This is a genomic window from Nocardia barduliensis (assembly GCF_013315795.1).
GTDB lineage: Bacteria > Actinomycetota > Actinomycetes > Mycobacteriales > Mycobacteriaceae > Nocardia > Nocardia barduliensis.
This window is the reverse complement of sequence record NZ_JABLTE010000062.1, coordinates 1-16,571: the sequence shown is the minus strand read 5'-3', so window position 1 is coordinate 16,571 and position 16,571 is coordinate 1. Positions and strand designations below refer to the sequence as shown.

The window sequence follows — 16,571 nt, the reverse complement described above, 5'->3', positions numbered from 1 at the left end:
GAGCGGCGTCGCTCGGCCGACTCCGGCGCTGGGTGCTCACCCAGCGCCGGGCCGACATCATCGGGCACCCGCCCCACCCTCGGTGGAACGGGTGCCCGGACTGTTTGCGTGAAATGCGGGGTTGACCTGCGTCATTCGTTCGCGGCGCGGTGGGCGAACTCACGTCGGCCCGGGAAGCGAATACCGGCCGCGGACGGTTACATGAACACGTGACCAGCCCCGTGACCACGAGTACTCCCGCGCCGCCCGAGCGAACCGATTGGCACGTGCCCGCCATGCTGGCTCTCGCCCTCGGCGGATTCGGGATCGGCACCACCGAATTCGTGACCATGGGATTGCTGCCGGACATCGCTTCGGCCGTCGGTGTCTCCGAGCCGACCGCGGGGCACGCGGTGTCGGCCTACGCGCTGGGGGTGGTGATCGGCGCGCCCCTGATCGCCGCGCTGAGCGCGCGGGTGGCGCGCAAGCGGCTGCTCGTCGCGCTCATGGTGGCGTTCACGCTGGGTAATGCGGCGACCGTGCTGGCGCCCTCGTTCCAGACGCTGGTCGCGGCCCGATTCGTCTCGGGATTGCCGCACGGCGCCTACTTCGGCGTCGCCTCGCTGGCCGCCGCCACACTCGCACCGGTAGGGCAGCGGGCCAAGGCGGTTGCCGCGGTTATGCTGGGCTTGAGCGCCGCCAATGTCGTCGGCGTTCCCGCGGCTACCTGGCTCGGTCAGCATCTCGGCTGGCGGGACGCGTTCGTGGTGGTCGCGCTGATCGGGGTGGCCACCGTCGCCGCGCTGCTGCGCTTCGTCCCGGAACTCACCGGCGTGACGATGACCGATCCGATGACCGAACTCGGCGCGCTGCGCCGTCCCCAGGTGCTGTCGACGCTGCTGGTCGGGGCCATCGGATTCGGCGGGATGTTCGCCGTATACACCTACATCGCGACCACGCTCACCGACGTCGCGGGACTGCGGCCCTGGGCGGTGCCGTTGGTGCTGATGCTGTTCGGCGTGGGCATGGTGATCGGCAACATCGCAGGCGGCGTGCTCGCCGATCGCGGCGTGGACCGCGCCGTCTTCGTCGCGATGATCGCGATGGTCGTCATCCTCGGCGGATTCGTCGCCGCCGCCCACAACCCCTACACCGCGGCCATCGGCGCGTTGCTCGTCGGCGCTTCCGGTGCCGCGCTGGCGCCCGGCCTGCAAACCCGGCTGATGGACGTCGCGGCCGATGCCCAGACCCTCGCCGCCGCCCTCAACCACGCCGCCTTGAACATCGCCAACGCCGCGGGCGCCTGGCTGGGCGGACTGGTCATCGCCGCGGGCCTCGGTTACACGGCCCCGGCTGCGGTCGGCGCGGGCTTGGCCGCGACCGGCGTGTTGTTGTTCGTCGTGACGGTTCGGACCGCGCGGAAAGGTCCGGCGCAGGTAGCGAGCGACCGAGTGCAGGTGCTGCAGTAGCGCCCTCAGCCGGTGAACTGCGCCGGTGACAAGGGAACGGTAAGGCGCCCGTAAGCCGCCCGTTGCACCGTGGCGGTATGAGTTCCCACGGTTGGCCGAAGCCGAGATGAAGGGTCCGCTGTTGGCGGCCATGGACGAGGTATGCCGGATGCTGAAGGGACTGCTCGGAACCTCGGAGGACGCCTCCCACGGGCGTCGCACCGCAGGCGAGGCACTGGATCAGTTCTACCGGGCGGAGGGCAAGGCCTTCCGCATGGGGGCGGAAGAGCTCGATCGGGCCGATCGTGACAATGCGGCACCGATCGCGGGAACCGTCTTCGATTCGACACCCGCGGCCGTGCGATCCGGTGACCCGGTCGCTGTGCCGCTCGCCGAGATACGCCCCGCCGGGGTGTCCCGGTTGATCCGCAACGCGCACCAGCCGACACCGGTCGAGGTGGAGGCCATGCGGCGTGCTTACGCGGCCCAGGCCACGATCATGTCCCGCATCGGTGACCGGCCCCCGACCCTCGCCGAGGTGCGGGAGCTGCTGCTGCTGGTCAACCCCACCAGGTCGCGGACGGCGGGCAATTGTATGGAGTGCTCCTGGGCGGTGCGCGACATCTTGGCCGGGCGACCCGCCGTCGCCGGGCCGAGCGGCGCCCAGAAGTTCATCGAGCCCGCGACGGAACGTTTCCAGGGTGACAGCCACCGCGAGATCCACGAAGCGATCTCCGAGAACCTGTACCGGCGCGGGCAGAACGCGATCATGTCGGGGAACCGGTACTCCGACGCCTTCGGGCATCACTACAACGTCGCCAATATCGAGGGGGAGATCTACTACCTCGACGGTCAGACCGGCACGGTGACAGAGGAGAACATCGTCCCCGACGGCGATTACTACGTCGTGTTCCCGATGCGCGACAACCGCGCCTGACGCCATTGGGGCGGTCGGATCACGGGCTCACCCGCTCGAGCACCGGGGCCGGGCGGACGTGCCGGGCGAAGACTACTCGGCGGATCGGCCGACCAGAGCGCGCCCGGCGAGTTCGTGCAGGTGTGCCGAGGCACGCCGCCAACGGCGCCGCGCCCGTTCGGCATCCGGGTCGATGAAATTGGAGATCAGGATGCCGCGCAGCGCGTCCATGGCCGTGTAGATGAAGTCGCGCGCCTCCTTGCGGCGCACGTCGTCGGGCACGAAACGGGCGACCGCCAGCAATACGGCGTTGTTGACGAACGGTTCGACCTTCTCCATCGCCGCGGCCAGCACCGGATCGGTCCGCCCCGCCACCCACAGCTCGACCGTCGCGATGAACAGCGGACCCTGGTGCAGGTCCCAGAGGAATTCCAGGGCTGCCGCCACCGGATCGTCACCGGTTTCGACCCGGGACATCTCCCGCATGGCGCTCTCGGCGCGCAACTGCGCCAGATGGCTGATCGCGGCGACCACCAGATCGGTCTTCGAGCCGAAATGATGCACTTGGGCCCCGCGCGTCACCCCGGCACGCTCGGCTACCCGGGGCGTCGTGGTTCCCGCGTATCCGTACTCGACCAGACACTCCACCGTCGCGTCCAGCAGGCGGGTGCGCATCTCGGTGCTGCGCTGCTCTTGGGTCCGGCGCTGCTGCTTCACGACTACGCTCCTGGCCACCGGTCGATCTTACACTTACATACAGCGCTGTATGTTCCGTCTGTCGAGTGGAGCTGTCCAGGTGGCGGACGGACGTGGCCGGTTCCGCGGCCCCGGCGGTCGCCGCCTCTTTCGTGGGTTATCGAAACACATGCGTGTCTCATTGTATGTAGCAGGCAGAAAGTAATCGCCTGGTTACCGGCATGATCCTATTTCTTCCGGGCAGACCCCTTGCTCACTTACATACAAGTTTGTATGTTTGTTTCAGCTCGTTCCGGGCGGCCGCACGCGCGGTGCACGCACAACCTGAGGAGTTCGATGGCGAACAAGGTCTACGTCGTCGGTGTCGGCATGACGAAGTTCGAGAAGCCGGGCCGCCGCCGCGTCGAGGAAGCCGACGGCACCACCCGCGCCTGGGACTACCCGGACATGGCAAGGGAATCGGGTACGAAGGCGCTCGCGGACGCGGGCATCGCCTACGACCTGGTCGAGCAGGCCTACGTCGGCTACGTCTACGGCGAATCCACCTCCGGTCAGCGGGCCGTCTACGAACTCGGCCTGACCGGTATTCCGGTGGTCAACGTGAACAACAACTGCTCCACCGGCTCGACGGCGCTGTACCTCGCGGCGCAGGCGATCCGGGGCGGGCTGGCCGAATGCACGCTGGCGCTCGGCTTCGAGAAGATGCAACCCGGCTCGCTCGGCTCCACCTGGGACGACCGCGAGCAGCCCATGGCCAAGCACGTCATGGCGCTGGCCGAGATCTCCGAGGTGCTCTTCCCGGTGGCGCCGTGGATGTTCGGCGCCGCGGGACGCGAGCACATGAAGCAGTACGGCACCACCGCCGAGCATTTCGCCAAGATCGGCTACAAGAACCACAAGCACTCGGTGAACAACCCGTATTCGCAGTTCCAGGACGAGTACACCCTCGAGGACATCCTCGGCTCGCGGATGATCTACGACCCGCTCACCAAACTGCAGTGCTCGCCGACCTCCGACGGCTCCGGCGCGGTGATCCTGGCGAGCGAGGCTTTCGTCGACGCGCACGACCTCGCCGGGCAGGCGGTGGAGATCGTGGGCCAGGCGATGACCACCGACTTCGCCTCGACGTTCGACCGGACCGCCAAGAACCTGATCGGCTACGACATGAACGTTCAGGCGGCGCGGAAGGTCTACGAGCAGGCGGGGCTCGGTCCGGACGACTTCCAGGTGATCGAGCTGCACGACTGCTTCTCGGCCAACGAATTGCTGCTCTACGAAGCGCTCGGGCTGTGTGGCGAGGGCGAAGGCGGGCAGCTGGTCGACGACGGTCTGACCACCTATGGCGGCAAGTGGGTGGTGAACCCCTCCGGCGGCCTCATCTCCAAGGGACACCCGCTCGGGGCGACGGGTCTCGCGCAGTGCTCGGAGCTGACCTGGCAGCTGCGCGGCGCCGCGGACAAGCGTCAAGTGGACGGCGTCACCGCCGCCCTGCAACACAACATCGGCCTCGGCGGCGCGGCCGTCGTCACCGCCTACCAGCGCGCCGACCGCTGAACCGCGGCCGGTCCGCGGACGAACTCGACGAGGAGTGCAATACATGGGACACATCGAATCCACCAAGGACGTCAACGCGACTCCGGAGGCGCTGTGGGCGGTCGTCTCCGACCCGCAGACCTGGGACAAGTGGTTCACCATCCACGAGCGCTTCATGGAGGAGCCGCCCGCCGTGCTGAGCGAGGGCGCCAAGCTGGTCGCCAAGATCGTCATGCTCGGCATGGCGAACAAGCTGGAGTGGACCATCGTCTCGGTGGACGCGCCGCACCGGCTGACCCTCGGCGGCACCGGCATGGCCGGAGTGAAGACCGAGTTCACCTTCGACATCCGGCCCAACGGCGCGGGAAGCACCATCCTGGTGTCCGGCGACTTCGAAGGCGCCTTGATCAAGGGCGCGCTCGGCAAAGCCGTGGAGAAGGACGGCATCAAGCAGCTGGACCGATCCCTCGAACAGCTCGACACCTTGGCCGCAGCGGCATGAGCACCGCGGCGCGTGTGGTCGAGTTCGACGACAGCGGCCTGGAGACCTGGTCCGACGAGGAGCGTTTCGAGGTCACCGCCGAGCGCGTCGCGGAGTACGCCGCCGCGACGAACGATCCGATCCCGGCGCATCTGGCCGGGACGGTGGCCGGGCCGGTCTTCGCCATCGTCCCGGTTTTCGAGGCCATGATGATGCCCGTCATCGATGTCGCCCCGATGGACATCTTCGGCCGGGTGGTGCACGGGGAGCAGGACTTCCACTTCCATCGCGCGATCCGGCCCGGTGACCGGCTGGTGTCGCGGGCCAAGGCGATCGGCTACACCAGCCGCTCCAACGGGACGACCATCACCATCCGCATCGAATGTCGCACCGAGGCGGGCGAGCCGGTCAACGACCAGTATCTGACCGCGTTCTTCCGCAACATCGACGCGGGCAGGACGGTCGGCGCGGCCGCTCCGGCGCACAAGTTCGACGAACGACTGCGCGAGCGGGAGCCGGTCGCGGTGGTGGCGCAACACGTCGACCACGACCAGACCTTCCGCTACGCACCGGCTTCCGGCGATCCGGTGCCGCTGCACTTGGACGAGCAGGTCGCCAAGGACGCCGGCCTGCCCGGCATCATCGCGCACGGGCTGTGCACCATGGCGTTCGCGTCCTGGGCGGTGCTCACCGAGGTCGCGGCCTCGGATGTGCACCGGATGCGGCGGTTCGCGGTGCGCTTCGCCAAGCTGGTGTTCCCCGGCGACGACCTGGAGACCCGCATCTGGCAGGCCGGCTCGGCCGACGGCGTCACCCGCTATGCCTTCGAAACCGTGCGCGGCGACGACGTGGTGCTCAGTGACGGACTGGCGGAGATCGCCGACTGATCCCGGTGCGGCGGAGCGGGATTCCGCCGCACCTTCCCCCTCATCGCCGGATTCGGCGGGACTTCAGGAGACAACATGGGCGCACTGGCCGGACGGGTCGCCGTCATCACCGGCGCGGGCCGCGGCATCGGCCGCGAGCACGCACTGCTGTTCGCGAAGGAGGGCGCCGCGGTGGTCGTCAACGATCTCGGCGGCAGCAATGCGGGGGAAGGGGCCGATTCCGGTCCTGCCCAGGAGGTGGTGCGCGAGATCGCCGCCGCGGGCGGCACGGCGGTAGCCAACACCGACGACGTCGCGACCTGGGACGGTGCGCAGAAGCTCGTCGAACAGGCGGTCACCGAGTTCGGCGGCCTGGACGTGGTGGTGAACAACGCGGGCATCCTGCGCGACGCGTTCATCGCGGGCATGGACGAGGCGCAGTGGGACGCGGTGATCGCCGTGCACCTCAAGGGGCACGCGGCGGTGCTGCACCACGCCGCGGCGTACTGGAAGCAGCGGTCCAAAGCGGGTGACCGGCCCAAGGCCGCGGTGATCAACACCGCTTCGGCGTCGGGCACCACGCTGCCCAACCCGGGCCAGGCCAATTACGGCGCGGCCAAGGCGGGCATCGCCGCGCTGACGCTGGTGGCCGCCGACGAACTGGCGCGCTACGGCGTGCGGGTGAACGCTATCGCGCCGATCGCGCGCACCCGCCTCACCCTGGCCACCCCCGGCATGGGCGAGATGCTGGCGGCCGAGGCGGAGGCATCCGAGGGCGAGTTCGACGCCTTCGCCCCGGCCAATATCGCGCCGCTGGTCGCCTACCTGGCCGCCGAATCCTGCCCGATCACCGGCAAAGTGTTCGCGGTGCAGGGCGGCGCGATCTCCGAGCTGGCCGGTTGGCACGATGTGAAGACCATCGAGACCGAGGGTCCCTGGCTGATCGACGACATCGCCGCCCGGCTGCCCTGATCTCGGGGAACGTAAGGAGAACGACGATGTTCGAATGGTCCGAGACCGATGTGATGATCCGCGACGCCGTCCGGGCGTTCATCGACAAGGAAGTCCGCCCCAACCTCGACGCCCTGGACAGCGGTGAACTGCCGCCGTATCCCGTCATCCGTAAGCTGTTCAGTCAGTTCGGCATCGACGTGATGGGCGGCGAGGCCGTGCAGAAGATGCTGGCCAAGGAGGCGGCGCGGGAGGCGGGGGAGCCGAAGCCGGAGCGGAAGGCGTCCGGCTCCAGCCCGTTCGCCGGACAGGAATCACTGATGGCGGTGCTCATCGGTGAGCTGTCGGGGGTGTGCATGGGTCTGGTCACCGCGATGGGGGTGAGCATCGGCCTCGGCGCCACCACGATCATGTCGCGGGGCACGCTGGCGCAGAAACAGCGCTGGCTCGAGGACATCGTCACCATGCGAAAGGTCGCGTCCTGGGCGATCACCGAACCGGACTCCGGTTCCGACGCCTTCGGCGGCATGAAGACCTACGTCAAGCGCGACGGTGAGGACTACCTGCTCAACGGTCAGAAGACCTTCATCACCAACGGCCCCTACGCCGACGTGATGATCGTCTACGCGAAGCTGGACGAAGGCGCGGGCGGCGACAAGCGCGAACGCAAGGTGCTCACCTTCGTGCTGGACAAGGGCATGCCCGGCCTGACCCAGGGCAAGCCGTTCAAGAAGATGGGCCTGCACTCATCACCGACCGGTGAGCTGTTCTTCGACAACGTGCGCGTCGGCCGGGACCGGCTGCTCGGCGAGACCGAGGAGCACCGCGGCGGCGACGGCCGGGAGAGCGCCCGTTCCAGCTTCACCGCCGAGCGCATCGGCGTGGCCTTCATGGCGCTGGGCATCATCGACGAATGTCACCGGCTGTGCGTGGAGTACGCCAAGAGCCGCAAGCTCTGGGGCCAGGAGATCGGGCGCTTCCAGCTGGTCCAGCTGAAGCTGGCGAAGATGGAGATCGCCCGGATCAACGTGCGGAACATGGTCTTCAACACGCTGGAACGAGGCCGAGCGGGCAAACCGCCGACCCTCGCCGAGGCGTCCGCGATGAAGCTGTACGCCTCCGAGGCGGCCACCGAGGTCGCGATGGAGGCGGTCCAGCTCTTCGGCGGCAACGGCTATATGACCGAGTACCGCGTGGAACAACTCGCACGCGACGCCAAGTCCCTCATGATCTACGCGGGCAGCAACGAGATCCAAGTGACCCACATCGCCAAAGGATTACTCGCGCAGTAATCCGAGCCGGGCAGCGTCCAGACCCAGCCCTGAGGGTGCCTCGAACACACGGTGCGGAGCCACCGCCGAACTTCAACAGCGGCACCGCGCCCCCTCGGTGTCGCGGTTTCTCGTCTACGCGCCCAGCGCACCCCAACTACGTCTTTCGAGCGAAGCGAGATCGAGCATGCGCGGTTCGCGGCCCGGCTCGCGTTCGAGTGGCCGCCGCGTCTGCGACGAAGTCGCCAGCGGTGGTCGCTCGGGCGCGAGCCACATGGGGGCCGCGAACATGCCGCGACGAAGTCGCGGCCGAATCACACAGTTCGCGTACTCCGAGGTGTTGCGGTTTCTCGTCTACGTGCCCAGCGCACCGCAACTACGTCTTTCGAGCGAAGCGAGATCGAGCATGCGCGGTTCGCGGCCCGGCTCGCGTTCGAGTGGCCGCCGCGTCTGCGACGAAGTCGCCAGCGGTGGTCGCTCGGACGTGAGCCATAGGGGGGCCGCGAACACGCCGCGACGAAGTCGCGGCCAAAAATACAGTTCGCGTACCCCGAGTTGTTGCGGTTTCTCGTCTACGTGCCCAGCGCACCGCAACTACGTCTTTCGAGCGAAGCGAGATCGAGCATGCGCGGTTCGCGGCCCGGCTCGCGTCCGAGTGGCCGCCGCGTCTGCGACGAAGTCGCCAGCGGTGGTCGCTCGGACGTGAGCCACAAGGGGGCCGCGAACACCCCGCGCCGAAGGCGCTGGAAAAACTACACAGCCCGCAACCGCGTGCGGCTGGCGTAGACGTGTTCGGCGATGAGGGTGGCGATGCGGTCGGGCGCTTCCAGCATCGGCACGTGCCCGACGCCGTTGACCAGGATGCGGTCGGCGGATTCGGGCAGTTCTTTCAGGTAGCGGCGTGCGTAGACGCGGTTGGGGATGACCCGGTCGTGCTCCGCCAGCAGCAGCCGGACCGGCGTCCGCAGGGTGGACAGGTCTTCCTGTTCCGCGGCGCGTAGGGCGCTGAGGATCATCGGGAGCATCGCCGAGCAGTTCAGTGCGGCCGTCAGGGCCGCGGTGGCGTCGCGCCGGGATACCGCGGAGGCGTGCTTGCTCAGCGCGAGCAGGGCGACGCGCCGGGCGAGCGGGTTGCCGATCGCGAATCCGCCGAGCCGCTTGCCGATTTCGACGAGCGGTACCAGGGACAGGAATTTCAGGTTGATCCGCCATTGGATCAGCGAGGGCGCGTGCCAGCCGCCCGCGGGCGCGATCAGCGTGAGGGTGCGGGCTCGACCGCGGCGGGCCAGTTCGACACCGACCAGGCCGCCGAGCGAGTTGCCCGCGATATGGCAGGTGCGCCAGCCCAGTTCGTCGAGCTGGTCGCAGATCCGGTCGGCGAGTGAGTACACGTCGACCGAGCGGCCGTCGGTGGGTGCGCCGCCCCAGTGACCCGCGAACGCGGGCGCGAACACTTCGCAGTGCGTCGACAGTCGCGCCGCGGTCTGCTCCCAGCAGTGCGGCGACAGCATGAAGCCGTGCAGCAGCAGCAAAGGGTCGCCGGAACCGAGGTGCAATGCCTTGATCGGCTGGGGCCGGTCGGCCCGGGTGGAGCCGCGCGCGGCGGCGGAGGACTGGGAGGCGTCAGACGACATCGTCATCACCCCTTCCTGGACGGCAGTGTCCGGGGGACTTCATCAGAACAGCATTGTACGGTCGTGGGGTGCCGTATATCTCGACAGTGAACGTGAACGGTGTCCGCGCGGCCGCGGGGAAGGGGTTGCTGGCCTGGCTCGCGGTCACCGAGGCCGACGTCGTCTGCGTGCAGGAGACCCGCGCCACCGACGAGCAGGTCAGGGCCGCGCTCGCGCCCGCGCTCGATGCGGGATGGCAGCTGTCGCATGCCGAGCCGGAGTCCAAGGGCCGCGCCGGTGTCGGCATCCTGTCCCGGCGGAGGCCGAACGCCGTGCGAATCGGTTTCGGCAGTCTCGAGTTCGCGTCCGCGGGACGCTACCTCGAGGCCGACTTCGACGATGTCACCGTCGCGAGCGTCTACGTGCACTCCGGTGACGCGGGCACCGTGCGCCAGGACGAGAAGTATCGGTTCATGGCCGAACTCGGCGCCTACCTCACCGCGCGTACGGGAGATTTCGTGGTGGCCGGGGACTGGAACATCGCGCACACCGAGCGTGACCTGAAGAACTGGAAGGGCAACCTGAAGTCGGCCGGGTTCCTGCCGCAGGAGCGCGCGTGGATCGACGAACTGCTCGCCGCCGGGTACGTGGACGTGGTGCGCAGCCTGCACCCCGGGGTCGACGGCCCGTACAGCTGGTGGTCCTATCGAGGTCGCGCGTTCGACAACGACAGCGGCTGGCGCATCGACTATCAGTTGGTGCGCGGGGAACTGGCCGCTCGCGCGAAAGAGGCGGTGGTGGAGCGTGCCGCGACCTATGACCAGCGCTGGTCGGACCACGCGCCCGTCACGGTGCAGTACCGATGAACCGGTCGCCGTGGGTCAAGCGCGTAGTCGGCCTGGTCGGCGCGGTCGCTCTGGTGTTGATCGCCGCGGTGCTCGCCCTGTACGAGGGTGGCGATGCCACCACGTCCGCCCCGGCGAGCCGCGCGACCACCGTCGCGGCGAGCACTGCCACCGCACCGCGTGGCGGTGATACCGCGTCGCCGGTCACGCAAGCCGTGGGCGTTCCGGAGCGCGCGTACGCCACATTGCGGGAGATCGATGCGGGCCGCTGGCCGGGCTCGGCGAACGCTCCGGGCACCAAGGGGGGCGAGCGATGGATGAACCGTGGTGGCGACCTGCCCGCCTATGACGGCTCCGGGAAGCCGATCACCTATCAGGAGTGGGACGTCAATCCCAAGCAGCCCGGCCGGTCCCGCGACGCCGAACGCATCGTCACCGGCAGCGACGGCACGGCGTGGTACACCGGCGACCATTATAAGACCTTCACGAGGATGCGCTGATGACAAAGACCGTCACGCTGTCGCAGTTCCTTGCCCGTCCCGACGCGGACGACGCGCCGCCCAGCGCCGAACTGGCCCCGCCGCGGGTCACCTTCGGCGCCCTCGCGGTCGACGCGGCCGAGTTCAGCGGGGTGCGCGACAAGGCGCCCTCCGGCTACCTGGTGCGCGAGGTGCGCGGCACGAAGATGCTCACCACCGCAGGCCTGTTCGACGAGTTCGCCGCGGCGTTCCAGTTCCCGTACTACTTCGGGGCGAACAAGGACGCCTTCGACGAGTGCCTGCGCGACCTGGACGATTTCATCGGCGAAGGGGCCGGATACGTTGCGGTCGTGCGCGACTCGGCCGAGTTGCTCGCCGAGGAGCCGATCGAGCGTGACTGGTTCGCCGAGGCCATGCGGGATTGCGCGACCTACTGGTCACGGCGCAACGTGCTGTTCCGCGTGGTCCTGCAGGGCGAAGCGCCCGATCTGGAGGACGTGTCCCTGCGGCTGTGACCGGGGCCGTCACCGCAATTTGTCCGCCAGGTCCTCGCCGAGCAGCACGAACACGTCCACCGTGTGCTCGATCAGTTCGTCCCGGGTGAGGTGCAGATCGCCCTGGAGCCACGCGGTCAGTGTCTGCACGAGCCCGCCCACCAGGTACAGGGCGCGGAAGTCGATCGCCGGGTCCGGGGGCGCGTCGGGCATCCGGTAGAAGTCCCTGCCTTCCGCGGCCACCATCCGCGCGAACGCGCGCACCGTCTCGGTGGTGCGCGCGCGCAGCTCGGGCGTCGCCATGGCCGCGATCAGGGCGACCTTCGCCTTGCGCGGGTCGTCGGTGAGCAGGTGCACGCCCGCGGTGATCGCGGCGTGCGCGGTCGCGCGCGTGTCCGGCGGGGCGGTGCCCACGGCCGCGAGAATGGCCGCCGCGAGTTCCGCGGCGATCCCGTCGAGCAGGGCGGTGAGCACGGCGTCGCGGCTGTCGAAGTTCTCGTAGTAGTACCGCTCGTTGAGCCCGGCCTGCCCGCACAGTCCCGACACCGTCAGCTTCGACAATCCCTCGGTGCCGATGATCTCCAGCGCCGCCTCCAGCAGGGCCGTACGCCGCTGCGCCCGGCGCTCCTCGGCGGAGATGCCTCCATACGTCCGTTGCGCAGCCACGGTTCGATTCTTACAGACGCCAATTCTGGCAGAGGGTATTGCCAGAATGATCGATTCTGGTGGATGCTATTGCCAGATGATCTCGACGAGGAGGCGGCGGTGTCCGAGCCCGGCTATTTCAGTGACCACTCGATGGTTCGGCGGGTGATGAGCAAGCGTGCGGTGGGCCTGACCTACGGCCTGCGCGCCCTGGTGATCGGCGCGGTGCACCCGCTGCTGTACGTCGGCACCGCGGAGAACACCGAGCACCGGACGACGCCCTACACCCGGCTCGCGCTGACCGGGCGGCTGTTCGAGGCGGTGTTCCTCGGCAGCAAGGCCGAGGCCGACCGCGCGCTGGCGTTCACCAGGAAGCGTCATGTCAAGGTGCGTGGCGCGCTGCCCGAGGACGCCGGAGCCCACCACCCGGCGGGCACCGGGTACGCCGCGCACGATCCGCACCTGATGTTCATGACGATGGCCTTCACCTTCGACTCGGCCGAGGTGATGTACGACCTGCTGGTGCGCACCATGACCGACGGCGAGCGCGAGGGGCTCTACCAGGACTACGTGCGCTGGGGCGAGCTGTTCGGCATGCCGGTGGACGCGGCGCCGGGCAGCTACCGCGAGTTCCGCGCGTTCTTCGACGGCTACCTGGCCTCCGACGAGTTGTTCCTCACCGACGAGGCGCGGCTGGTCGGCTCCTACCTGGCCGGGCAGCGCGTCCCCTATCCGCAGGGCGTGCCGCTCCAGCAGGTCACCTCCGCGTTCTACCTGCTGGTGCAGGGCAGCCTGCCGCGGCGGATCCGCACCATGTACGGGATCCGCTGGGGTGTGGCCGACGAGGTCGCCTACCAGGCGTTGTCCCGGGCGGTGCGCACCGCGCACGTATCGTTTCCGCTGGTACCCCCGGTGCTGCGCGGTAGCCTCGCCGGACCCAGCGCGCCGGTCTACAGACTGCTGTCCAAGCGCGAACACGAACTGGTCAGCGGCGGACGGCCGAGCATGCCCGGCGTGCACCCGCGCAACTGGGTGCAGCGAAATTCCGCTTGAGCCGCGTGCGAAAATCGGAAGCATGTCCAGTCCTGCGCCCAGCCCGGCCGCCGAACGCAAACAGCGGGTCCTGTCCGGGATCCAGCCGACCAGCTCCTCGTTTCACTTAGGGAACTATCTTGGCGCGCTGCAGTACTGGGTGACCATGCAGGACGACTACGACGCGCTGTATTTCATCCCGAATCTGCACGCGATCACGGTGCCGCAGGACCCGAAGGAGCTGAAGGCGCGCACCAAGGCCGCCGCCGCCCAGCTGCTCGCGCTGGGCATCGACCCGAAGAAGTCCACCCTGTTCGTGCAGAGCCAGGTGCCCGAGCACGCCGAGCTGGCCTGGGTGCTCAGCTGCATCACCGGATTCGGTGAGGCCGGCCGGATGACCCAGTTCAAGGACAAGTCGGTGAAGCAGGGCGCGGAGAACGCGACCGTCGGCCTGTTCACCTACCCGGTGCTGATGGCCGCGGACATCCTGCTCTACCGCGCCCATCAGGTCCCGGTCGGCGAAGACCAGCGCCAGCACCTGGAGCTGACCCGAAACCTGGCCCAGCGCTTCAACACCCGGTTCAAGAAGACGTTCGTGGTGCCGGAGGCCCATATCGTCAAGGGCACGGCGAAGATCTACGACCTGCAGGACCCGACCGCCAAGATGAGCAAGTCGGCTTCCACCGACGCGGGCCTGATCAACCTGCTCGACGACCCGAAGGTCACCGCGAAGAAGGTGAAGTCCGCGGTCACCGATACCGAACGGGAGATCCGCTACGACCCGGAGCAGAAGCCGGGCGTCAGCAACCTGCTGGTGATCCTGAGTTCGCTGACCGGTGCGCCGATCGTCACCTTGGAGAAGGATTTCGAGGGTAAAGGTTACGGCGAGCTGAAAGCCGACGTGGCCGACGCGCTGGTCGAATTTGTCACGCCGCTGCAGGCGAAGGTGCAAGAGTACATGTCTGATCAAGGCGAACTCGACCGCATCCTCGCCGCCGGAGCCGAGCGTGCGCGCGAGATCGCCGGCAACACCCTCGCACAGGTTTACGACCGGGTCGGTTTGCTGAGCCGCTGAAACGGCTACCTCGCCATCGCGCGGCCCATCAGGTGTCGTGTGAGGTCTCTTGGTCGAAGGGGCGAATGGTGCAGGTGATCGACAATGTCAAGGCCGGGATCGAACGCCGGATCCAGGCGCAGCCGTGGCTGGACCATCTGGTCCGCGCGGTGGGGCGCTATCAGCGGCAACGGGGCGACTACTACGCGGCGGGCATCACGTATTTCACTGTGCTGTCCCTGTTTCCGCTGCTGATGATCGCTTTCGCGGTCGCGGGCGTGGTCTTGTCCAGCAATCCGGAGCTGCTCGAGGAATTGCGGGCCAAGATCGTGGAGAACATTCCCGGCTCGTTCGGCACCCAGCTGAACGACCTGGTCGATCAGGCAGTCCAGTCGCGGCGGACGGTCGGTGTGCTGGGTCTGGTCACCGGCGTCTACAGCGGGCTGGGCTGGATGGCCAACCTGCGAGCCGCGCTCACCGAGCAATGGGAGCAGAAGAGTCCGGACGGTAATTGGCTGAGGACCAAGGTGTCCGATCTGGGGGCGCTGGTCGGTCTCGGTCTCGCCTTCGGAGTGTCGCTGGGGTTGTCGGCGCTGGCCTCGAGCACCCTCGGTACCCGGCTGCTCGACAGCCTCGGCCTCGGCGACGCGCCCGGTGCGGGCGTGCTGCTGTGGCTGTTGTCGACGTTGCTCGGGTTCCTCGCCTCCTGGGCGGTGTTCGCCTGGGTCATCGCCCGGTTGCCCCGGGAACCGGTGACACTGGCCAGCGCGGCCAAGGCGGCCGCCTTGGCCGCGGTGGTGTTCGAGGTGTTCAAGATCGTCGCGTCGATCTACCTGCGATCGGTGCTGAGCAGCCCGGCCGGGGCCACCTTCGGCTCGATCATCGGCCTGATGGTGTTCAGCTACGTCACCTACCGGATCGTCTTGTTCGCCACCGCCTGGGCCGCCACCGCCGCGGAGAACGAGCCGGAGGCCGAGATTCCGGTGCCCGGTCCCGCTGTGATCGCGCCGCGGGTCAGCGCACGCGACATATCGGTGGGTGTCGGGGCTGCCTACTTCGGCGCGGGTGCGCTTGCGGCCCTTGCTCTTTCCGGGTTGCGCCGATTGCCCGGACGTCGGTGACCGGTCCGGCGGTGCGCGTTCGTTCGGGTGCCGGATCGATCAGCGTCTCCGATTGGCTCGCCGTGCTGCGAGCAGCAGCGCGACGGTCAGCAGGACGCCGCCGACGATCGCCACGGTCCTGGCGCTGCTCCCACGATCTTCGGCGGCGGGCATGGCGGACGGGTCGCTTCCCGGCGCCGACGGCGCGGCCAGGCCCGCTCCCGGCGCCGGAGGCGCGGCCAGGACGACCGAACTCTGCTCACGCTGGGGCACCACCGCGCCGGGCAGGTTGCCGATCGAGGCGCTGCGGGGCAGCGCGAATCCGTAGTCGAGCAGCCGGGCGGCCTGTTCCCAGGGGCGGAGCGGTCGCACCTCGGCTTGCAACAGGGTGACGGCGAGCCTGCGGCCGTCGCGCTGGGCGGCGGCGACGAAGGTCTGACGCGCGTCGTCGGTGAAGCCGGTCTTACCGCCGAGGGCGCCGGTGTAGTTGTAGAGCAGCTGGTTGTCGTTGCCGATCGGGTAGCCGGGGCGGTCGGCGTCACCCGGGACGGCCGGGTCGGCGGGGTAGCCGGGGAAGTCGACTTGCTCGGTGTGGATCAGTTCGGCGAACAGCGGGATGGTCATGGCTTCGCGGAACAGCACGGCGAGGTCGTAGGCCGAGGTGCTCATGCCGGGGCCGTCCAGGCCGGAGGGGGTGGCCGCGCGAGTGTCCATGGCGCGCAAGGATCTCGCCAACTCGTTCATCTTCGCGACGGTCGCGTCGTCGCCGCCGAGCTGCGCGGCGATGGCGTGCGCCGCGTCGTTGCCCGAGGCCATGATCAGCGCCTGCATCAGCTGCCGGTTCGTGTAGCGGCCGCCTGGTCCGATGCCGACCCGGGTGCCGTCGACGTTGGCGTCGGCCTGCGTGCCGATGACCACCTTGTCCAGGTTCAGCGTTCGTAGCGCCAGCGTGGCGAGCAGCACTTTGATCGTGCTGGCCGGCCGGTAGCGCCCGTGCGGGTCCTTCGCCGCCAGCACTTCGCCGGTGTCCAGATCCGCCACCAGCCAGGCTGTCGCCGAGATGTCCTGCGGCGCGGGCGGTGCGGATCGGGGGAGCACGACGCCGCATTCGCCGAGGCGGGTTCCGCCGATCGGCGGGGACGGGATCGGCAGCGGCGCCGGGGTGGGT

17 protein-coding genes are annotated in these 16,571 nt (G+C 68.6%); 13 read left to right on the top strand and 4 right to left on the bottom strand.

The features are described 5' to 3' along the window. The first annotated feature begins 275 nt into the window (after positions 1 to 275). A complete protein-coding gene (locus tag HOV91_RS24295) occupies positions 276 to 1,448 on the top strand; it encodes an MFS transporter (protein ID WP_174187734.1) in 1,173 nt (390 codons plus the stop codon). Between the two features lie 91 nt (positions 1,449 to 1,539). Next, positions 1,540 to 2,364 carry a toxin glutamine deamidase domain-containing protein gene (locus HOV91_RS24290; RefSeq protein ID WP_174187708.1) on the top strand — a complete coding sequence of 275 codons (825 nt, stop codon included), beginning with the start codon at positions 1,540 to 1,542 and terminating at the stop codon, positions 2,362 to 2,364. 72 nt (positions 2,365 to 2,436) lie between these two features. Here the strand turns inward: HOV91_RS24290 and HOV91_RS24285 are convergent, their stop codons facing one another. Beyond that, positions 2,437 to 3,018 carry a TetR/AcrR family transcriptional regulator gene (locus HOV91_RS24285; RefSeq protein WP_174187733.1) on the bottom strand — a complete coding sequence of 194 codons (582 nt, stop codon included), beginning with the start codon at positions 3,016 to 3,018 and terminating at the stop codon, positions 2,437 to 2,439. 357 nt (positions 3,019 to 3,375) lie between these two features. On the opposite strand from HOV91_RS24285, the gene HOV91_RS24280 reads away from it, so the two are divergent. The 5 genes from HOV91_RS24280 (at position 3,376) to HOV91_RS24260 (ending at position 8,162) form a co-directional block, all read left to right on the top strand. Next, positions 3,376 to 4,593, top strand: coding sequence for a lipid-transfer protein (locus tag HOV91_RS24280; RefSeq protein ID WP_174187707.1), 1,218 nt, complete (start codon positions 3,376 to 3,378; stop codon positions 4,591 to 4,593). Positions 4,594 to 4,636: 43 nt separating this feature from the next. After that, positions 4,637 to 5,074, top strand: a complete 438-nt coding sequence (locus HOV91_RS24275) for a type II toxin-antitoxin system Rv0910 family toxin (RefSeq protein WP_174187706.1) — start codon at positions 4,637 to 4,639, stop codon at positions 5,072 to 5,074. Then, on the top strand, positions 5,071 to 5,940 hold the full coding sequence (locus HOV91_RS24270; protein WP_174187705.1) for a MaoC/PaaZ C-terminal domain-containing protein: 870 nt from the start codon (positions 5,071 to 5,073) through the stop codon (positions 5,938 to 5,940). Before HOV91_RS24275 ends, HOV91_RS24270 begins: the two co-directional genes overlap by 4 nt. A gap of 75 nt (positions 5,941 to 6,015) precedes the next feature. Next, positions 6,016 to 6,891, top strand: a complete 876-nt coding sequence (locus tag HOV91_RS24265; RefSeq protein ID WP_174187704.1) for an SDR family oxidoreductase — start codon at positions 6,016 to 6,018, stop codon at positions 6,889 to 6,891. A gap of 26 nt (positions 6,892 to 6,917) precedes the next feature. After that, the gene (locus HOV91_RS24260) at positions 6,918 to 8,162 is read left to right on the top strand and encodes an acyl-CoA dehydrogenase family protein (protein WP_174187703.1); all 1,245 of its coding nucleotides are present in this window, start codon (positions 6,918 to 6,920) and stop codon (positions 8,160 to 8,162) included. Positions 8,163 to 8,893: 731 nt separating this feature from the next. On the opposite strand, the gene ephH is transcribed toward HOV91_RS24260, so the two are convergent. Continuing rightward, entirely contained in the window at positions 8,894 to 9,781 is an 888-nt protein-coding gene (gene ephH / locus HOV91_RS24255; protein ID WP_174187702.1) for an epoxide hydrolase EphH, read from the bottom strand. 80 nt (positions 9,782 to 9,861) lie between these two features. Here ephH and HOV91_RS24250 point away from each other — a divergent pair, with 80 nt between their 5' ends. The 3 genes from HOV91_RS24250 to HOV91_RS24240 are packed head-to-tail and all read left to right on the top strand — an operon-like array spanning position 9,862 to position 11,593. Further along, positions 9,862 to 10,620 (top strand): exodeoxyribonuclease III, encoded by a 759-nt coding sequence (locus HOV91_RS24250; RefSeq protein WP_438822688.1) that lies wholly within the window; start codon positions 9,862 to 9,864, stop codon positions 10,618 to 10,620. Continuing rightward, a complete protein-coding gene (locus tag HOV91_RS24245; RefSeq protein ID WP_174187700.1) occupies positions 10,617 to 11,099 on the top strand; it encodes a guanyl-specific ribonuclease in 483 nt (160 codons plus the stop codon). Before HOV91_RS24250 ends, HOV91_RS24245 begins: the two co-directional genes overlap by 4 nt. Then, the gene (locus HOV91_RS24240) at positions 11,099 to 11,593 is read left to right on the top strand and encodes a barstar family protein (protein ID WP_174187699.1); all 495 of its coding nucleotides are present in this window, start codon (positions 11,099 to 11,101) and stop codon (positions 11,591 to 11,593) included. The genes HOV91_RS24245 and HOV91_RS24240 overlap by 1 nt, the downstream gene beginning before the upstream one ends. Before the next feature lie 9 nt (positions 11,594 to 11,602). On the opposite strand, the gene HOV91_RS24235 is transcribed toward HOV91_RS24240, so the two are convergent. Next, the gene (locus HOV91_RS24235; RefSeq protein ID WP_174187698.1) at positions 11,603 to 12,238 is read right to left on the bottom strand and encodes a TetR/AcrR family transcriptional regulator; all 636 of its coding nucleotides are present in this window, start codon (positions 12,236 to 12,238) and stop codon (positions 11,603 to 11,605) included. Positions 12,239 to 12,301: 63 nt separating this feature from the next. Here HOV91_RS24235 and HOV91_RS24230 point away from each other — a divergent pair, with 63 nt between their 5' ends. The 3 genes from HOV91_RS24230 to yhjD all read left to right on the top strand — a co-directional run bounded on the left by HOV91_RS24230 (position 12,302) and on the right by yhjD (position 15,424). Beyond that, positions 12,302 to 13,270: an oxygenase MpaB family protein gene (locus HOV91_RS24230; RefSeq protein WP_217441089.1), complete on the top strand. Its 969-nt coding sequence runs from the start codon at positions 12,302 to 12,304 to the stop codon at positions 13,268 to 13,270. Positions 13,271 to 13,292: 22 nt separating this feature from the next. Next, positions 13,293 to 14,324, top strand: coding sequence for a tryptophan--tRNA ligase (gene trpS / locus HOV91_RS24225; RefSeq protein ID WP_174187697.1), 1,032 nt, complete (start codon positions 13,293 to 13,295; stop codon positions 14,322 to 14,324). A gap of 68 nt (positions 14,325 to 14,392) precedes the next feature. Continuing rightward, positions 14,393 to 15,424 carry an inner membrane protein YhjD gene (gene yhjD / locus HOV91_RS24220; protein WP_174187731.1) on the top strand — a complete coding sequence of 344 codons (1,032 nt, stop codon included), beginning with the start codon at positions 14,393 to 14,395 and terminating at the stop codon, positions 15,422 to 15,424. Positions 15,425 to 15,463: 39 nt separating this feature from the next. On the opposite strand, the gene HOV91_RS24215 is transcribed toward yhjD, so the two are convergent. Continuing rightward, positions 15,464 to 16,571, bottom strand: a 1,108-nt coding sequence (locus tag HOV91_RS24215; RefSeq protein ID WP_174187696.1) for a D-alanyl-D-alanine carboxypeptidase family protein, incomplete at its 5' end; no start/stop codon positions are given.